The organism is uncultured Bacteroides sp., from assembly GCF_910578895.1.
Classification (GTDB): Bacteria; Bacteroidota; Bacteroidia; order Bacteroidales; family Bacteroidaceae; genus Bacteroides.
On the sequence record NZ_CAJTSC010000025.1, the window covers coordinates 1 to 16972 of the forward strand.

Below are 16972 nucleotides of genomic sequence, written 5' to 3' on the forward strand. Positions count from 1 at the left end.
ATATGATTAAATTCTCCGTCAACATCCACCGCGGATGTTTCGGCGGCTGTGCTTTCTGCACCATTTCGGCGCACCAAGGAAAATTTATCGTCAGCCGCAGTAAGGAAAGTATCCTGAAAGAGGTAAAGGCGGTAATGGAACTGCCTGACTTTAAAGGATACCTCAGCGACCTGGGCGGTCCTTCCGCCAATATGTACAAAATGCGGGGGCGCGACGAATCCGTATGCAAGAAGTGTAAACGCCCCTCGTGCATTCATCCCAAAGTGTGCCCGAATCTGAACACCGACCACAGCCCGCTGCTCGATATCTATCACGCGGTAGACAGCCTGCCAGGTATCAAGAAATCGTTTATCGGCAGTGGCGTGCGCTACGATTTGCTATTGCATCAGAGCAACGATGCCAAAACCAACCGAAGCACGCAGGAATATACCCGCGAACTCATCGCCCGCCACGTAAGCGGCCGTCTCAAAGTCGCTCCGGAACACACTTCGGATCGTGTGCTCAACATCATGCGCAAGCCATCGTTCAACCAATTCGGCGAATTCAAAAAGATATTCGACCGCATCAACCGTGAAGAAGGTCTGCGGCAACAACTCATTCCCTACTTCATCTCCAGCCACCCCGGCTGCAAGGAAGAGGACATGGCGGAACTTGCCGTCATCACCAAACGGCTGGATTTCCATTTGGAACAGGTGCAAGACTTTACCCCCACCCCCATGACTGTCTCCACCGAAGCCTGGTACACCGGCTATCACCCCTATACCTTGGAACCGGTGTTCAGCGCCAAGACGCAACGTGAGAAACTGGCGCAGCGCCAATTCTTCTTCTGGTATAAGCCCGAAGAGCGGCGGAACATCATCAATGAACTGCGCCGGATAGGGCGGCAGGACCTGATAGAAAAACTATACGGCGGGAAACGATAACGGATAAGGATGTCAAAATACCCATTTTGACACCCTTATCATTTTATGTATTACGATATAACATCAAATCCTGCATTGCGAACCGCCGTTATAACATCTTCGGAATTGTGTTCCCCTTCAACCGTTGCTTCACCGGTAGAAAGCTTTACATCAACCTGTTTTACACCATTTACCGCACTAATGCTTTTTACGACAGCAGCTTGACAATGTGAGCAATTCATTCCTTTAATCGTATACACCTTTGTCATGGCTGAAATATCTATATGGTGATGCTTACGTCTTTTAAAAAAGGCAACCGCAAGCAATATGACGAGTATGGCGGAACAAACGGAAGGAAACAGACCGACCACATGGCAGTGTCCGGCAATGGTATATGAATTTCCGATACGAAACCATTCTGCAGGCAGCAAATAATCTATGGTTAATCCGAACGCGATTGCACCGGTAATGATTGAAATGAGATATACGATTGCAGCCTTCCGTCCCATTTCTCGTGAAATCAGAGTAAAAGAGGCAAAATTCGCAGCAGGACCGGCCATGAGCAATACGAATGCCGTTCCGGGAGAAAGCCCTTTCAATACCAACGACAAAGCGATGGGTATCGAGCCTGTAGCACAGACATACATAGGAACGGCGATAACCAGTACGGTAATCATCGATAAAAACGGCTTGCTGCCGAGGACGGAAAAGAAATCGGCAGGGACATATACCGTAATCAGGGCAGCGATAACCAATCCCGTCACGAGCCATCCGCCAATGCTTCCCACAAGATCAATAAACCCATAGCGCAAGGCATCCAAGCATTTACGGGTAATGGTTTCCGTTTCATTGGATGCCGTATCTTCCATTCGGCAGGATTTCTCCTCGGTTCTTGTTTCCGATTTTCCGACCGCTATCCCGCCCAATACGGCAGTAATCAATGCTGCCAGCGGACGAAGGAGAGCGAAAGCAGGTCCTAACAGCGACCATGTAGCGGCAATACTGTCTACGCCGGTTTGCGGCGTGGAGATAAGAAAAGAGGTCGAAGCCGCTTTGGAAGCTCCGTTCCGGCGCATAGCGATTGCGGTTGGCAATACTCCACACGAGCAAAGAGGCAAAGGAATGCCTATTATTGCCGACTTGACAACCGATTTCCAACCTGTACCGGCAAGATGGCGCGCGAAGGTTTGCTGTGGAATAAATGCGTGCATAACTCCTGCGATAAAAAAGCCCAACAGAATATATGGAGACATCTCATTGAGCATAAATAGTAAAGAACTTAGTAATTCCATATTCTTTCTTTTTTATTCTGCCGCAAAATTACGACATCGAACCAAAATGTAAGTTGTGTATGGGAGATAAAAAATGATAAATTCAAGATTTTTTAGAGTTTATAAGTTCTTGCAAATTATAATGGTAGTTTTTTCGTTGTCTCTATAACACAAATCATTAGATTCTAAATTATTTCTACGCCCAAATCGCAATTCTTTCAAGTAAAATGCGTAATTTCGTGTAAATTAAGGCAATTAGTTACATGTTACCCACTAAATACGCAAGCATCGACTATGGCACGAGGAATACAGACTTATAAGATATTACCTTTAACGATTTTCATCTCGTTGGTTCTCGCATCATGCACCGTCGGATATGAAAATGACGGTAAGAAAGTGACATGGCACACATGGAACGAGGGTAACGGGCATAATTCGCGGGCGGTTGATGCCGACCCACAGACTTTTGAAGAACTAAATGATGATTATGGTCGCGACAAAACACACGCTTTCTACCGGGGCGATATAATAAAAGGGGCAGAGGGCGGTTCGTTCCGTGTTCTAAAAGATTGGTATGCGTCTGACAATATCCATGTCTTTCTTTCGGGAGAGTTGGTAGAAAATGCCGACCCTGCAACCTTCAAAGTTCATACCTATTATTTTGCTGAAGATTCAAATGATTATTTCTGGAAAGGGAAGCGGTTGAATGTAAGTGATAAACACTCGTTCAAATTATTAGGAGATGCTGATGACTGGAAAACATCGTGGGCAAAAGATCGAAATAATGGATACTACTTGAATGGAAGCATTATACCGGACATTGACTATAGCTCATTCCATCAGATAGATATAGGCACTAAACAACGTGGATTATCAGGATGCTATGCTGCGGATAATAAAAGGGTGTTCTTTATGGAAAAGGAAGTACCCGGTGCTGACCCGGCTACATTCAGAGAAGTTGGTTTTTATATAGGCCAGGATAAACATAGGGCTTATAAGGGTGCAGTGCCTACACAGATACGAGACTACACTAAATTAAAAAATTTAGGTGGCATGTATTCTGATGGCATAAACATCTATGATTATGATTTTCATATTCTTCCCAATGCTGATGTTAAATCATTTGAGCAAATAGAGCGAAACTGGTATAAAGACAAATATCATGTGTGGTGGGACAATAAAATGCTTGTCGGAGCAAATCCAAAGACATTCATCCCCGTTCCCGTTTCGTCATATCGTTATGGCAAGAAAAAAGCACTGAGTAGTGGAGACTTTAATTACGGGAAAGATGACATACACGTATTCTGTCAGGACTCCATTATTCCTGGGGCAGATGCGGCCAGCTTCGAAAAAATCGACTTTCCGGATGGTGACAGTTGGACGGTATTCGACCGCAACCGTGTGTATCAAGGCAAAGATTCTCCGAAACTCAGGGAATATCTGAAAAAGAAATACGGCAAATGATGGATCAATTCATAGTTTAGATAATTATGAAACAGTGGCAGAAAGTAATAGGCGTTATAACCTTCGGAGCGATTGGCATTTGTTCCGGATGCACTCGTTCCATAGATTACAGTAATGGCGAAAAAGTTGTATATTCCGATTTGCCCAAAGAAGTTCAGGACACTTTGATTTGGTGGGGAGAGCATACAATAATTTCAATAGATGATACTGCCAGCATCGAACTGCCGGACGTAATTTGCTTTAAGTCTGACTATTCATTTCTACGCTCTACCTTTGGCCCTTGGATAATATCGCGTAGATTAAGGCGCAATACCGATGGAAAAGAGTGGAGTTTTTCCGGAAATATAAATATTCCACTACCGATTGTTGCGATTGGAGACACCATATATGTTCCTTCAGAATACATGCTTGTGGCTTGTACGGAAATTAATAATAATGCTATTTTTATACGACAGACACTTAGATAAGCAAAACCGGTATGTTTAACGCTCATGGATTATATCGGTCAGATGGAAAAGTTGAATACAAAAGAACGGCTGCTAATGGCAGGATTACTTTTTTAGGGATATTCCTAATTAGATCATCACGTAAAACCACCACCAAACAACCGGTAACAGAACTAGCCCAACAAGAACACCACCGTAAAGCACAGTATAAGAAAAAGATAAGCCCTACGCAGGAACACTTGGTCCGAACGCTCCTTTTCGGCAATATTCTTACGTATATCTTCCAGTTGCTCGATAGAGACATCGGAACGCCGTTCCGTACCTTTTCCTTTTTCCACAAGATAATTATAGTGCCCTCGCATCCGCTCCCTGTTCAGTTTACGGAGCGTACGATTCTCCTTATCCCGTTGCAACATATCGTTGATACAGCCTAATGTTCCCATAAGTAAAGATTTTATTATCAGTTTACCAAATACAGCTTATCATCTACAAAAATATAGAAATAACAGCTATTTATTGATGAAAATATCGTAATTTTACAAGTGATAATAAAATTCAGAAAAACAGAGAGTATGAGCTATACAAATAATGAAACATACAAACGCATTCATTTCGCTGTTATGGCGATAGAGAGCGGTGCCCGCAAATTGTGTATCTCTGGTAAGGAGATGCACGACAGACTACAGAAGCAGGGATTAATACATCGCCGTTTGATAAGAAAATATGAAGACCTTCATACCCAAAGCCTGGACTGGGTAGCCGATGACATTTGCGAAACACTATTAAATTGGGAGAAAGAAGCATGATTACACTATTTCATGGATCTTATGTGCATGTTCCAACACCACTTGTAAAATTAGGCAGGAAGAAAGTGGATTTCGGTCAAGGGTTTTATCTTACCAAACTGCGAATACAAGCGGAATCATGGGCAAGAACAATCGCGGAAAGAAAAGGACGGAACGCCCAACCCATTTTAACGACCTATTCGTTTGACTACAATACTGTCAAGTCTGCCGTCTTTCGTATTAAGATATTTGAATCCTATGACCTTGAATGGCTAGAATATGTGGTGGATTGTCGAAGAGGCGGTGCGATGCAGCAGCAATATGACATAGTAGAAGGGGGCATCGCGAATGATAATGTCATTGACACCGTTGAAGACTATGAGAACGGCATTATCACAGCAGAACAAGCACTGGGGCAGTTAAGATATAAAGAAGTAAATCATCAGATTTGCATCTTGAACCAAGACATTGTAAATAGGTACTTGTCATTTATTTCGTCTGAAACACTAAAAATGGAAGATTGATTATGAGAGATACAGTACTTTGGCGTAAACAGAGCCGGATAATCATGTTGTTGGCTGACGCTTTGCAAATTGACGCAGAGCGAGCCCTTGACCTGTTTTACACGACTAAAGTCTATCAGCAACTGTCTGACCCCAAATATGGTTTGCAACTGATGAGTGACGGTTATATTCTTGAAGAACTTATTGATGAGTTAAGAAATTCACAATAGAAGAAAAAGATAATCAAGCAGATAGAGTAAAAAGCATCAACCCTTCTTATTATTATTCTTCAACAATCCTAATGCTATGTATATTCACCGTTCTCTCCTGCAAGCGTAGAATAGCCTGCTCTATCTGCTTCAGGATACCCAAAGCGATTTCTTTCTTATAGGGAGATAAGGATTCCATCTTTTTCTATCTATTTTTTGAGAAAATCATTCATATTCTTATGGATGCGAACTACATCGACCGGACATCCTAATTGTTCCTCCAAGAATCTCTTTAACTCAACGTGCAAAAACAGATTTGGTTTCATATCTACACAAACATCCACATCGCTATGCTCTTTCTGTTCGTTACGGGCAACTGAACCGAAAATGCGCAGAGAAGTAACCCCAAAATAAGAACGTAGCACATCGCTACATTTCTTTATTATTTCAATATATTCATTCAGGGATTTCATACAACAAACATTTGGTTTACACAAAATTAAAAAGAATGTTTCAAAAGAGCAAATATACAGAACCTTTATTTCAAAAATTCACTCACTCCTCCATTTGTATCGCCACAATCTCCTGCAATGCCGCCACAGCTCCCTCTACGGAAGTGACATCCTTCACCACCATGCTCCGCTTGTTGTTCTGTTCGCGCAGGTCGCAGCGGCGGGTATATTGCATCATATAAGCAATGACCTTGCCGAATGCCCGGCTTTGATAGTAAAGGCTGTCGGGATTGGAGACAAAGAACAGCGTCATACGACCACCTTTCAGAAACACCTTCTCCACTCCCAGGCGGGCGGCAAGGCGGCGCAGGGGGACGATGCGAAGCAACTCTTCCGTTTCGGGGGGAACAGGTCCGAATCGGTCTTCAAGACGGGCACGGAAGTCATCTACATCCTTATCCAACAGCAGCCCATCCAATTCCCGATAGAGCAACATGCGCTCGCTACTGCCGGTGACGTATGTGGCGGGCAACAGCAACTCAAGATCGCTTTCCACCTGGCATTCATCTACAAACTGTTCGCCGCTGATGGTACCGTCACCTTTCAACTCTTCGGCATAAAGGTCGGCAAACTCGTCAGTCTTGAGTTCTCGTACGGCTTCGGAGAGTATCTTCTGATAAGTTTCATACCCCAAGTCGGCAATGAAGCCGCTTTGCTCCGCACCAAGCATATTGCCCGCCCCACGGATATCGAGGTCTTGCATGGCAATGTGGATGCCGCTGCCCAAGTCGGAGAAGTTCTCGATAGCCTGCAAGCGGCGCTTGGCTTCCGGCGTAAGCGAGGACAAGGGGGGAGCCAGAAGATAACAGAAAGCTTTCTTATTGCTGCGTCCCACACGTCCACGCATCTGGTGCAAATCACTCAAACCGAAATTCTGTGCCTGGTTGATGATAATGGTATTGGCATTCGGTATGTCGATGCCACTCTCTATAATGGTGGTGGCAAGCAGTACATCATAATCGTAATTGACAAAGTCGAGGATAATCTTCTCCAGTTCGGCAGGCTCCATTTGCCCGTGACCGATACAGACGCGGCAATCGGGAATGTTTCGCTCTATCATCGCTTTCAGTTCCGCAAGGTTGGAAATGCGGTTGTTTACGAAAAACACCTGTCCGTTGCGGCTCATTTCGAAGTTGATGGCATCGGTGATAATCTCGTCACCGAAAGTATGTACTTCCGTCTGAATGGGATAACGGTTGGGGGGCGGCGTCTGGATGACACTCAGGTCGCGCGCACCCATGAGGGAGAACTGCAAGGTACGGGGAATGGGCGTGGCGGTCATGGTCAGGGTATCCACGTTCACCTTGAGCTGGCGGAGCTTCTCTTTGACAGAGACACCGAACTTCTGTTCTTCGTCGATAATCAGCAAGCCGAGGTCCTTGAACTTTACGTCTTTTCCTAAAATGCGGTGAGTACCGATAAGTATATTCACCTCACCGGTTGCAAGACTCTTGACAACGGCTTTGGTTTGTGCCGCCGTACGGGCACGGCTCAAATATTCCACACGGCAAGGCAACCCTTTCAGACGATCCTTGAAGGTCTGGAAGTGCTGATAGGCAAGAACGGTAGTAGGCACAAGGACGGCAACCTGCTTATTGTCCGCCACCGCCTTGAAAGCGGCACGCACGGCAACCTCTGTCTTTCCGAAACCTACATCGCCACATACCAAGCGATCCATAGGACGGGCGCTTTCCATATCCGCCTTTACATCGGCGGTCGCTTTGCTCTGGTCGGGAGTATCCTCGTAAATGAAGGACGCTTCCAATTCCCGTTGCAAGAAACTGTCGGGGCTGTACTGAAAGCCTTTCTCTTCACGCCGTTGCGAATAGAGTTTTATCAGGTCGCGGGCTATGTCCTTAATCTTGGTCTTGGTACGATCTTTCAACTTCTCCCACGCACCGGTTCCCAACTTGTTGAGACGGGGCGCTTCGCCCTCTTTTCCTTTATACTTGGAAACTTTGTGCAAAGAGTGAATGGAGACAAAAACCACATCTTCATTCTGGTAGACCAACCGCATCACTTCCTGCGTCGTATCGCCGTTGGGGATGCGTACCAGTCCGGTGAAGCGTCCTACACCGTGATCGGTATGCACCACGTAGTCACCGGGTGTAAATTGGTTCAGTTCTTTCAGACTCAGCGCCACCTTGCCGCTACGGGCTTTATCGCTCTTCAGATTGTATTTATGGAAACGGTCGAACAGCTGGTGGTCGGTAAAGATGCAGAAACGCATCGTGTCGTCGGCAAACCCCTCGTGCAAGGTGCGCTCAACGGGTGTAAAGGAAATGTTATCGCCCCGGTCCTCGAAAATAGCACGGATACGTTCGGTTTGTTTCAGGCTGTCGCTGCATATATAGAGGGTATAATTGCGGGCAAGATAATCGTGGAAACTTTCCGCCACCAAGTCGAACTTCTTATGGAAGATAGGTTGTGCGGTGGTACTGAATGCCACGGTCGCATCCGGCGTTCCGGTAGGCTTCGTACCAAACTCCATGCGGCGGAAATCGAGGGCACGCAACGTAAACTCGCCACCGTCAATCAATTTGCCTTCCAACGAAATCGAACCGTTGTCTTCGGCTTCGCGGGCGGCAATTGCCTGTGCGGTAAGTGCCTCGTCGCGAACAATCTGAACACGCTCGCGCAACCAAAGAAAATCACGCATTGCCAGCAATGTATCCGGACGGAGGAAATCCAGAAACGAGACCATTCCGCCACTTCCCCCTTTTTCCAGGTTATGGCTCAAATCGGGAACGATGACAATATCGGTTTTCCTCTCTTTGGAAAGCTGGCTCTCCACCTCGAAAGTACGGATACTCTCCACTTCATCTCCAAAGAAATCAATACGGAAAGGAAACTCGGACGAAAAAGAAAAGACATCGATGATGCTGCCACGCACGGCATATTGTCCGGGCTCGTACACATAGTCAACAAACTCAAAATCATAGCTACGTAACACTTCCGTGACGAAATCCATATCCACCCTTTCGCCCACATGGAGTTTCAAGGTTTTATCTCCCAACTCCTTACGGGAAACGACTTTCTCTGCCAGCGCATCCGGATAGGTAACGATGTAGAGTTCTTCCTCTCCTTTCTGCAAGCGGCTCAACACTTCCGTGCGGAGAATTTCGTTGGCGGCATCTTTCTGCCCGTATTTTATGGCACGGCGAAAAGAGGAAGGAAAAAACAGCACCCGTTCGGTTCCCAAAATCTGTGTCAGGTCGTGATAGAAATATCCGGCTTCTTCCAAATCGCCGAGAATAAAGACAAACGGACATCCCGCCCGCTGCACTAATGCGGATGAAAACAGGGAAGCGGCGGAAGCGCACAGACCACTGCAATAAAGGTGGCGGACAGAATTGTCCTTCAGCAGCCGACACACGCCTTCTACATTGGGATGGGCGGCATATCGTTGTTGTAGTTCGGTAATAATCATTGATTGTCTTTTTTAGTCCCTACAGCCTATTCCTATCCGCACAAATAAAAAAATCCGACAAATTGTGGAACTTGCGTGCGTTCCATAGGGAATTTTTCGTTGCAAAAATACATAAATAATCCTTTTGTTTTATCTGTGAGTAACAGAAAAGCACTACATTTGTTCCCATTAAACAAGCCTATATTAAGTATTAATGATTAATTGTCTTATACTGCCTGCCACTCAGAGCATAGCAAAAAAATTTCTGCTCTTTACTACGCCATGAGCGACAGATAGTCTATGATATAAATTAATTTTAATAACTCTCTTATTTTCAACAAATATGCAGATATCAGACAGCATCGTCATTATCCCCACCTACAACGAACGGGAGAACATCGAGAATATCATTCGTGCCGTTTTTGCTTTGGAACACGGATTTCACATACTTATCATCGAAGACGGTTCGCCCGACGGCACTGCCGCTATCGTCAAAGAGTTACAACACGAATTTCCCGACCGCCTGTTTATGGTGGAACGCAAAGGGAAGTTAGGATTGGGCACAGCCTATATAGCCGGATTTAAATGGGCGTTGCAACGCGACTATGAATACATATTCGAAATGGATGCCGACTTCAGCCATAACCCCAAAGACCTGCCACGCCTCTATCAGGCTTGTGCCGCAGAGGGAGCGGATGTGGCTATCGGTTCGCGTTATGTGAGTGGTGTGAATGTAGTAAACTGGCCTATGGGACGTGTGCTGATGTCTTATTTCGCATCCAAGTATGTACGGATCATCACGGGACTGCCCATACACGACACTACAGCCGGTTTTGTCTGTTACCGCCGCAAGGTTTTACAGACAATCAATCTGGACGGCATTCGCTTCAAAGGCTATGCTTTCCAGATAGAAATGAAATTCACCGCCTACAAGTGCGGAGCGAATGTAAAGGAAGTGCCGGTCATCTTCATCAACCGGGAATTGGGAACATCCAAAATGAACAGCAGTATTTTCGGAGAAGCCGTGTTCGGAGTCATCCGGTTGAAATGGAACAGTTGGTTTCACAAATTTCCAAATTTAAAAGATTAAGGTATGAAAAGGACACTGATACATAACGCAACGATTGTCAACGAAGGCCAGTCCGTTCAAGGTTCGGTAGTAATAGAAAACGGACGCATTGCCGAAGTGTTGACCCACCAGAAACCTCTTTCCGCCCCCTGCGAAGAAGTGATTGATGCGACAGGTTGCTACCTGCTGCCCGGCATCATTGATGACCATGTACACTTCCGCGACCCGGGACTTACCCATAAAGCGGACATCCTGACAGAAAGCCGTGCAGCAGCAGCCGGTGGCGTCACCTCCGTTATGGACATGCCCAACACCAATCCGCTGACCGTAACGTTGGATGCCCTGAATGCCAAGTTCGACTTGCTGAACGAAAAATGTATCGTCAATCACTCTTGCTATTTCGGCGCCACCAACGACAACTACACGGAATTTGACAAACTGGACAAACACCGCGTTTGTGGCATCAAACTGTTCATGGGTTCCAGCACCGGCAATATGTTGGTGGACAAGATGAACAGCCTGCTGAAGATATTCAACGGCACGGACATGCTGATTGCCGCCCATTGCGAAGACCAGGAGATAATAAAAGCCAACATCGAGAAATACAAGGACAAATACAAAGGAGAGGACGATGTTCCTGTCAACTCCCACTCCGGCATCCGCTCTACCGCAGCCTGTTATGCTTCCTCCGAACTGGCTGTCCGTCTGGCAAAGATTGCCGGGGCACGCTTGCACATCCTGCACGTATCCACGGCCAAAGAGTTGCAACTGTTCAGTGACGAATCTTTGGAGAACAAGAATATTACATCCGAAGCATGCGTGGCGCATCTGCTCTTTACGCAGACGCATTACAACGGTTTGGGTGCGCGTATAAAATGTAATCCTGCCATTAAACGGAAAGCAGACCGTGAAGCTCTGCGGGCTGCCGTCAATTCCGGACTGATTGATGTCATTGCTACCGACCACGCCCCGCATCTGCTGAGCGAAAAAGAGGGTGGAGCACTGAAAGCAATGTCCGGCATGCCTATGATACAGTTCTCCCTCGTCAGCATGTTGGAGCTGGTGGACGAAGGAGTATTCTCATTGGAGACTCTTGTTCAGAAAATGTGCCATGCACCTGCCCGGATATACGGTATTTGCCAACGCGGCTATATCCGCGAAGGCTATCAGGCGGACTTAGTACTGGTGCGCCCCGGCTCTCCCTGGGAAGTCACCACCGATAAGATTTTAAGCAAATGCGGCTGGAGTCCTTTGGAAGGACATACCTTCAACTGGAAAGTAGAAAAGACCTTTGCCAACGGGCACCTTATCTATAACGGCGATACGGTAGATGATGCTTATCGGGGAGAAGAGTTGAGATTTCAAAATTCAAATTTCTGATTTCAGATATTTGGATTATAACTTATAAAATCAGAAATCTGAATTTTAAAATCTGAAATCATCCCCCTCTTGCCCATCATTCATTATACAGTCCACGAGGTAAGTCCCTACATCAACTGGATCTATTTTTTCCACGCCTGGGGCTTTCAACCCAAGTTTGCGGCAATCGCCAATATTCATGGGTGCGACTCTTGCCGTGCCCTGTGGCTTGCCGCTTTTCCACAAGAAGAGCGTGCAAAAGCCGCCGAAGCGATGCAGCTGTTTAAGGAAGCCAACAGAATGCTCAACCGGTTGGATGAGGTTCTTGCGGTTCGATGTATCTACAGGTTGTGCCGTGCCAATGCCGAAGGGGATAATCTTATTATCGAGGATACGCCATTCCCCCTGCTCCGCCAGCAAACACCCCATCCGGACGGAAGCCCGTTTCTATGCCTGAGCGATTTCATACGACCGCTTTCATCCGGAAAGGCGGATACAATAGGCCTGTTCGCATCTTCCATCAGTGTGGAGAGCAAAGAATACTACAAAGAGGACCCTTATAAGCATCTGCTCGTTCAAACCTTGGCAGACCGACTTGCCGAAGCGGCAACGGAAAAGATGCACGAATATGTGCGCAAGACGGCTTGGGGATATGCTCCGGATGAATCGCTTTCCATTCCGGACTTGTTGATGGAGAAGTTTCAGGGTATCCGCCCCGCAGTGGGTTATCCTTCCCTGCCCGACCAATCCGTAAACTTCATACTGGACGAACTGCTGGATATGAAACGGATAGGTATCACACTCACCGAAAACGGAGCCATGTACCCACACGCTTCCGTCTGCGGTCTGATGTTCTCGCATCCTCAGGCGCACTATTTTGCCATAGGCAAAATAGGTGAAGACCAATTGGAGGATTATGCCCGCCGACGCGGTATGCCGGTGGAGGAAATGCGAAGGTTTCTTACAGGATTAGAATAGAACCTTATCCGTTGGCAAGTGTGATTTTCCGACTCCTGCCACGACAAACTAAATAAAGCGAGAAAGAATAGACAATGGAAAACGTAGAACAAGAGTTTATGTCCGTCATACGGGAGTATGAGCGCGTAATCTATAAGGTATGCTACCTGTATACTACCCCAAACGCGACTCTCAGCGACCTGTATCAGGAAGTAGTGCTCAACATCTGGAAAGCGTTCCCTAAATTCAGAAGGGAATGTAAAGTTTCGACATGGATTTACCGTATCGCCTTGAATACCTGCATCAGCTTTATACGGAAAGAGAAGAACATCCCTGAGATTGTGACCCTGACACAGGAAGCCGACCGCAGCGAAGAAGCCGATGAGACGCAAGCCATGTTACGCCAACTCTACCGGATGATAAACCGGCTGGGACAGTTGGAGAAGTCTATCATCCTGCTCTATCTGGAAGAAAAAAGCTATGAGGAGATTGCAGAGATTACCGGACTGACCCTAACCAATGTAGCTACCAAACTCAACCGCATCAAAGACAAACTGAAAAAAATGAATAAGGAGAAATAATATATGGAACTGGATGAACTGAAAAAATCATGGAACGCATTGGGTGCACAATTGCAAAAGACATCTATTGCCGACGAACGACAGATAAAGGAATTGATTGCAAATTATAAGAGGAGCACACGGCACAGCCTGGAACGTATTATACGCCTGCAACGCTTCTCGATTGGAGCAGGTGTGATAGCTCTGGCTGTTCTCGTGCTGATAGGGTGCCTGTTGCCTGCCTTCGGCTGTAACGAATACCTGCAAAACAAGAATATCGTATTCCTGGCTTTCATCGCTGTCTCTATCCTCGGCGGTATATGGTGGGACAGGAAAGTCTATCTCTGGAACAAGAACACCCGGGTAGACGAAATGTCCGTAGCCGAAGTGAGCCGTCGTATGAACACATTCCGTGGCTGGACCCGCTATGAGGTATGGGCAGCGGCTATTTGGGCAATCCTCTTCACCGCACTGGTCTATTGGGCAATGGATTTCCATACGATGCCTCTCGGCATACAAATCATTTTATTGGGATGTTTCGCCATCGGGGATGCCATAGTTATCTATTTCATCTACAAGAAAATGGTCTACAAACATCTCGACAATATTAAAAAGAACATTGAAGAACTGGAAGATATATGCACCGAATAACGCTCATACTCATCTTATGCCTGCTTTTACCGGATATGTACATCTACCTGGTGTACATCGCGAGAAAAACCCGTAACATCATCTGGCGCACGGCATATTGGCTTCCTACCATTGTACTGGCAGGTATATATATGTATTACATCTATATGACAGGCGACAATGCACTTTCACATCACGCGCAAGGCATCGGCAGATTGGCAGTGGCGACAATGCTGTTTGCCGCTCCGAAGAGCGCGTTTATGCTCTGCTCATTGCTTGGCATAATGATGCGGGGAGTCTGCCGATTCCTCTCGTTCATCATCTTTCGTACACCTTTCAGGAAACCCCGCTCTCCTTTTGTAGTCCACCGGCTTCCTTACACGCTCCTCGGTCTGATAGTGGGAACACTCTGTTTTGCCAATATCCTATACGGGGCCGTGGCGGGCATCACACATTTCGAGGTGAAGAATGTAGAATACCGGTCGGAAAACATTCCCAAAGGATTTGACGGTTACCGTATCCTTCAGTTGTCGGACATCCATATAGGCAGTTGGCAAGGAAAACCGGAAGCCGTCCGGCAGTTGGTCAACCTGGTCAACGAACAGGAAGCAGACCTCATAATCTTTACCGGCGACCTGGTCAATCAGCAAAGCCACGAACTGGACGGTTTCAAAGAGACGCTTTCCCGGCTTCATGCCCCCGCCGGAGTATATTCCGTTCTGGGCAATCACGACTACGGAACCTATTACCGCTGGCGCAGCAAGAAAGAAGAGGTTGCCAACCTGCAATATTTAATAGAACAACAAAAAAATATGGGTTGGAAAACGTTGAATAACGAACACGCCATTCTGTATCATAAGGGCGACAGCATAGCATTGATAGGTGTGGAGAACGATGGCGAACCGCCCTTCTCGCAATTCGCCGACCTTCCGAAAGCCATACAAGGCACGGAAAGCATGTTCCGTGTTCTGCTCAGCCATAACCCTACCCACTGGCGGCGTGAAGTATTACCGGAATCCGAGATAGAACTAACCCTTTCCGGACATACACATGCCATGCAGATGGAACTGTTCGGACGCTCGCTGGCCTCACTCATCTATCCGGAATGGACCGGCATGTACTACGAAGGCAACCGCGCCCTGTATGTCAATGTCGGTATCGGCTACGTAGGACTGCCTTTCCGCTTCGGCGCATGGCCTGAAATCACCGTCATAAAATTAGTTAGCGGGAAAGGGTGACAAAATGCAAAAAAGGGCTATCTTTGTGGCAATAAAATCCAAGCCCCATGAAGATACTCTATGCCATCTACCAGATTTGTTTCGCACTGCCTATTTTGTTGGTGTTGACCATTCTTACCGCACTGACCACAATTATCGGTTCATTATTGGGTGGCGCTCATTTCTGGGGATATTATCCGGGGAAAATATGGTCGCAACTGATTTGTCTCCTGCTGCTTATTCCGGTAAAGATAAACGGACGGGAGAAAATTCACAAGCACACTTCCTACGTCTTTGTCCCCAATCATCAAGGGGCTTTCGACATATTCCTGATTTACGGTTTCCTGGGAAGAAACTTCAAATGGATGATGAAGAAAAGCCTGCGTAAAATCCCCTTCGTAGGCAAGGCTTGCGAAAGCGCCGGACACATCTTTGTGGACCGTTCCAGTCCTAAGAAAGTGTTGGCTACGATGCGGCAGGCGGAAGCTTCTTTAAAAGACGGGGTATCATTGGTGGTATTCCCCGAAGGGGCACGCACATTCACCGGACACATGGGGTATTTCAAGCGGGGAGCTTTCCAACTGGCAGACGAGTTGCAATTGGCGGTGGTGCCTGTCACCATCGACGGTTCATTCGAGATACTTCCCCGCACGGGCAAGTGGATACACCGTCACCGCATGATACTGACCATCCATGAACCGATTGCCCCCAAAGGGCAAGGAGCAGAGAATGTCAAAACAACTATGGCAGAAGCATATTCAGCCGTAGAAAGCGCTTTGCCCGCACAATATAAGGGAATGGTGAAGAACGAGGACCAGGACAGATAGAAATAGCGAATTCCGAAGTTAATTCAGGGAAGTATCGGACGCATTTTGCGCGGCACGTTGGTGCTCTTCAATCAACTGCTTGTTCTCTTTGGCTTTCGAGAGGAAATCCTTTACCAGTTGGTTTTGCTTGAATGACAATGGAGCGGTTCTCATAATATCCTCTATTTCAGTAGTGATGATAGGATACGGTAATGTACTGCACATCATCATGAATACACTCGGTCCTAAAACATTCTCATAGTTATCAATGATGAACTGCTTCACATAGGTGTTCATTTCGTTTATAAGATTTTTACTCTCTTGCTCCAATTCCTTACGGACATCTTCCAGATTGGCTCCGTCCAGCACCATACGCGCTTCCTTACGGTCAAGTTCTTCTATCTGTAGTTCCAAGGCGTTCCGTTTCTCTATAAATTCATACAAGCGGTCATTAAGCAACGTACCTTTCGCAGCCAACTGCGTATTCGAGATGGACACCTCTATCTTTCCGTCTTCCAATACAAGCGGCATAATTCCCTCATCGTCCATATAAAGGGTTACCATCATCACGGAATCGGCTCCGCCTTTCATCGAGAAAAGCCCGTGAACCACCTCCGACGAATCAACCGTCACCCACTGCCCGTCTTGCAGTGCTTTGAGAAATAGCATCTTACCGTCAAGACTGGTCACCGAAGAACTTCCTTCAATCTTATATTTACGACTACATGAACTGAAAGAGACAAGCAACAACAAAAAAGGCAAAATATAGTTTACATTCATTCTAATCATGCAGGAAACGATTTATGAATTACACGCTGCAAAGGTATTAATATTCCTTATAAACCGGATAGAAAGAAAGGTATTTTCAATTGG

Annotated in this window: 19 protein-coding genes; 13 read left to right on the forward strand and 6 right to left on the reverse strand. The window is 46.5% G+C overall.

Annotation, left to right across the window (positions count from 1 at the left end):
• Positions 1-923, forward strand: a 923-nt coding sequence (locus QZ327_RS07985; protein WP_294618548.1) for a DUF3362 domain-containing protein, incomplete at its 5' end; no start/stop codon positions are given.
• A gap of 50 nt (positions 924-973) precedes the next feature.
• Here QZ327_RS07985 and QZ327_RS07990 read toward each other — a convergent pair.
• The gene (locus QZ327_RS07990; protein WP_294618549.1) at positions 974-2194 is read right to left on the reverse strand and encodes a permease; all 1221 of its coding nucleotides are present in this window, start codon (positions 2192-2194) and stop codon (positions 974-976) included.
• 273 nt (positions 2195-2467) lie between these two features.
• Here QZ327_RS07990 and QZ327_RS07995 point away from each other — a divergent pair, with 273 nt between their 5' ends.
• Together QZ327_RS07995 and QZ327_RS08000 are read left to right on the forward strand one after the other, a co-directional pair.
• On the forward strand, positions 2468-3637 hold the full coding sequence (locus tag QZ327_RS07995; RefSeq protein ID WP_294618550.1) for a DKNYY domain-containing protein: 1170 nt from the start codon (positions 2468-2470) through the stop codon (positions 3635-3637).
• Positions 3638-3663: 26 nt separating this feature from the next.
• Complete coding sequence (locus tag QZ327_RS08000) at positions 3664-4104, forward strand: hypothetical protein (protein WP_294618551.1); 441 nt, start codon at positions 3664-3666, stop codon at positions 4102-4104.
• 152 nt (positions 4105-4256) lie between these two features.
• Here the strand turns inward: QZ327_RS08000 and QZ327_RS08005 are convergent, their stop codons facing one another.
• Positions 4257-4526, reverse strand: a complete 270-nt coding sequence (locus QZ327_RS08005; protein WP_294618552.1) for a hypothetical protein — start codon at positions 4524-4526, stop codon at positions 4257-4259.
• Positions 4527-4655: 129 nt separating this feature from the next.
• Here QZ327_RS08005 and QZ327_RS08010 point away from each other — a divergent pair, with 129 nt between their 5' ends.
• Genes QZ327_RS08010 through QZ327_RS08020 form a run of 3 tightly spaced genes read left to right on the forward strand, consistent with a single transcriptional unit; the run spans position 4656 to position 5601 of the window.
• Positions 4656-4889 carry a DUF3791 domain-containing protein gene (locus QZ327_RS08010; protein WP_294618553.1) on the forward strand — a complete coding sequence of 78 codons (234 nt, stop codon included), beginning with the start codon at positions 4656-4658 and terminating at the stop codon, positions 4887-4889.
• Positions 4886-5392 carry a DUF3990 domain-containing protein gene (locus QZ327_RS08015; RefSeq protein ID WP_294618554.1) on the forward strand — a complete coding sequence of 169 codons (507 nt, stop codon included), beginning with the start codon at positions 4886-4888 and terminating at the stop codon, positions 5390-5392. Before QZ327_RS08010 ends, QZ327_RS08015 begins: the two co-directional genes overlap by 4 nt.
• Positions 5393-5394: 2 nt before the next feature.
• The gene (locus QZ327_RS08020; RefSeq protein WP_294618555.1) at positions 5395-5601 is read left to right on the forward strand and encodes a DUF3791 domain-containing protein; all 207 of its coding nucleotides are present in this window, start codon (positions 5395-5397) and stop codon (positions 5599-5601) included.
• A gap of 52 nt (positions 5602-5653) precedes the next feature.
• Here QZ327_RS08020 and QZ327_RS08025 read toward each other — a convergent pair whose 3' ends face one another.
• The 3 genes from QZ327_RS08025 to mfd form a co-directional block, all read right to left on the reverse strand.
• Positions 5654-5779: a hypothetical protein gene (locus QZ327_RS08025; RefSeq protein WP_294618556.1), complete on the reverse strand. Its 126-nt coding sequence runs from the start codon at positions 5777-5779 to the stop codon at positions 5654-5656.
• A gap of 10 nt (positions 5780-5789) precedes the next feature.
• Complete coding sequence (locus tag QZ327_RS08030) at positions 5790-6053, reverse strand: nucleotidyltransferase family protein (RefSeq protein ID WP_294618557.1); 264 nt, start codon at positions 6051-6053, stop codon at positions 5790-5792.
• Positions 6054-6135: 82 nt separating this feature from the next.
• Complete coding sequence (gene mfd / locus QZ327_RS08035) at positions 6136-9522, reverse strand: transcription-repair coupling factor (RefSeq protein ID WP_294618558.1); 3387 nt, start codon at positions 9520-9522, stop codon at positions 6136-6138.
• Positions 9523-9844: 322 nt separating this feature from the next.
• Between mfd and QZ327_RS08040 the strand changes: the two genes are divergently transcribed.
• The 7 genes from QZ327_RS08040 (at position 9845) to QZ327_RS08070 (ending at position 16120) form a co-directional block, all read left to right on the forward strand.
• Positions 9845-10591, forward strand: coding sequence for a polyprenol monophosphomannose synthase (locus QZ327_RS08040; RefSeq protein ID WP_294618559.1), 747 nt, complete (start codon positions 9845-9847; stop codon positions 10589-10591).
• A gap of 3 nt (positions 10592-10594) precedes the next feature.
• Positions 10595-11950 carry a dihydroorotase gene (locus QZ327_RS08045; protein WP_294618560.1) on the forward strand — a complete coding sequence of 452 codons (1356 nt, stop codon included), beginning with the start codon at positions 10595-10597 and terminating at the stop codon, positions 11948-11950.
• A gap of 69 nt (positions 11951-12019) precedes the next feature.
• Positions 12020-12907, forward strand: coding sequence for a vitamin B12 dependent-methionine synthase activation domain-containing protein (locus QZ327_RS08050; RefSeq protein WP_294618561.1), 888 nt, complete (start codon positions 12020-12022; stop codon positions 12905-12907).
• Positions 12908-12981: 74 nt separating this feature from the next.
• Positions 12982-13467, forward strand: a complete 486-nt coding sequence (locus tag QZ327_RS08055; protein ID WP_294618562.1) for a sigma-70 family RNA polymerase sigma factor — start codon at positions 12982-12984, stop codon at positions 13465-13467.
• Between the two features lie 3 nt (positions 13468-13470).
• Positions 13471-14097, forward strand: coding sequence for a hypothetical protein (locus QZ327_RS08060; RefSeq protein ID WP_294618563.1), 627 nt, complete (start codon positions 13471-13473; stop codon positions 14095-14097).
• Positions 14085-15314, forward strand: coding sequence for a metallophosphoesterase (locus QZ327_RS08065; RefSeq protein ID WP_294618564.1), 1230 nt, complete (start codon positions 14085-14087; stop codon positions 15312-15314). Before QZ327_RS08060 ends, QZ327_RS08065 begins: the two co-directional genes overlap by 13 nt.
• A 47-nt stretch (positions 15315-15361) precedes the next feature.
• Positions 15362-16120, forward strand: a complete 759-nt coding sequence (locus QZ327_RS08070; RefSeq protein ID WP_294618565.1) for a 1-acyl-sn-glycerol-3-phosphate acyltransferase — start codon at positions 15362-15364, stop codon at positions 16118-16120.
• 18 nt (positions 16121-16138) lie between these two features.
• Here the strand turns inward: QZ327_RS08070 and QZ327_RS08075 are convergent, their stop codons facing one another.
• The gene (locus QZ327_RS08075) at positions 16139-16888 is read right to left on the reverse strand and encodes a DUF4369 domain-containing protein (protein WP_294618566.1); all 750 of its coding nucleotides are present in this window, start codon (positions 16886-16888) and stop codon (positions 16139-16141) included.
• Positions 16889-16972 lie beyond the last annotated feature (84 nt).

Bases quoted from the DNA above. Each gene is read 5' to 3' on its own strand.
- QZ327_RS07990 (WP_294618549.1), bottom strand. From the start codon at position 2,194: ATGGAATTACTAAGTTCTTTACTATTTATGCTCAATGAGATGTCTCCA.
- QZ327_RS07995 (WP_294618550.1), top strand. From the start codon at position 2,468: ATGGCACGAGGAATACAGACTTATAAGATATTACCTTTAACGATTTTC.
- QZ327_RS08000 (WP_294618551.1), top strand. From the start codon at position 3,664: ATGAAACAGTGGCAGAAAGTAATAGGCGTTATAACCTTCGGAGCGATT.
- QZ327_RS08005 (WP_294618552.1), bottom strand. From the start codon at position 4,526: ATGGGAACATTAGGCTGTATCAACGATATGTTGCAACGGGATAAGGAG.
- QZ327_RS08010 (WP_294618553.1), top strand. From the start codon at position 4,656: ATGAGCTATACAAATAATGAAACATACAAACGCATTCATTTCGCTGTT.
- QZ327_RS08015 (WP_294618554.1), top strand. From the start codon at position 4,886: ATGATTACACTATTTCATGGATCTTATGTGCATGTTCCAACACCACTT.
- QZ327_RS08020 (WP_294618555.1), top strand. From the start codon at position 5,395: ATGAGAGATACAGTACTTTGGCGTAAACAGAGCCGGATAATCATGTTG.
- QZ327_RS08025 (WP_294618556.1), bottom strand. From the start codon at position 5,779: ATGGAATCCTTATCTCCCTATAAGAAAGAAATCGCTTTGGGTATCCTG.
- QZ327_RS08030 (WP_294618557.1), bottom strand. From the start codon at position 6,053: ATGAAATCCCTGAATGAATATATTGAAATAATAAAGAAATGTAGCGAT.
- mfd (WP_294618558.1), bottom strand. From the start codon at position 9,522: ATGATTATTACCGAACTACAACAACGATATGCCGCCCATCCCAATGTA.
- QZ327_RS08040 (WP_294618559.1), top strand. From the start codon at position 9,845: ATGCAGATATCAGACAGCATCGTCATTATCCCCACCTACAACGAACGG.
- QZ327_RS08045 (WP_294618560.1), top strand. From the start codon at position 10,595: ATGAAAAGGACACTGATACATAACGCAACGATTGTCAACGAAGGCCAG.
- QZ327_RS08055 (WP_294618562.1), top strand. From the start codon at position 12,982: ATGGAAAACGTAGAACAAGAGTTTATGTCCGTCATACGGGAGTATGAG.
- QZ327_RS08060 (WP_294618563.1), top strand. From the start codon at position 13,471: ATGGAACTGGATGAACTGAAAAAATCATGGAACGCATTGGGTGCACAA.
- QZ327_RS08065 (WP_294618564.1), top strand. From the start codon at position 14,085: ATGCACCGAATAACGCTCATACTCATCTTATGCCTGCTTTTACCGGAT.
- QZ327_RS08070 (WP_294618565.1), top strand. From the start codon at position 15,362: ATGAAGATACTCTATGCCATCTACCAGATTTGTTTCGCACTGCCTATT.
- QZ327_RS08075 (WP_294618566.1), bottom strand. From the start codon at position 16,888: ATGATTAGAATGAATGTAAACTATATTTTGCCTTTTTTGTTGTTGCTT.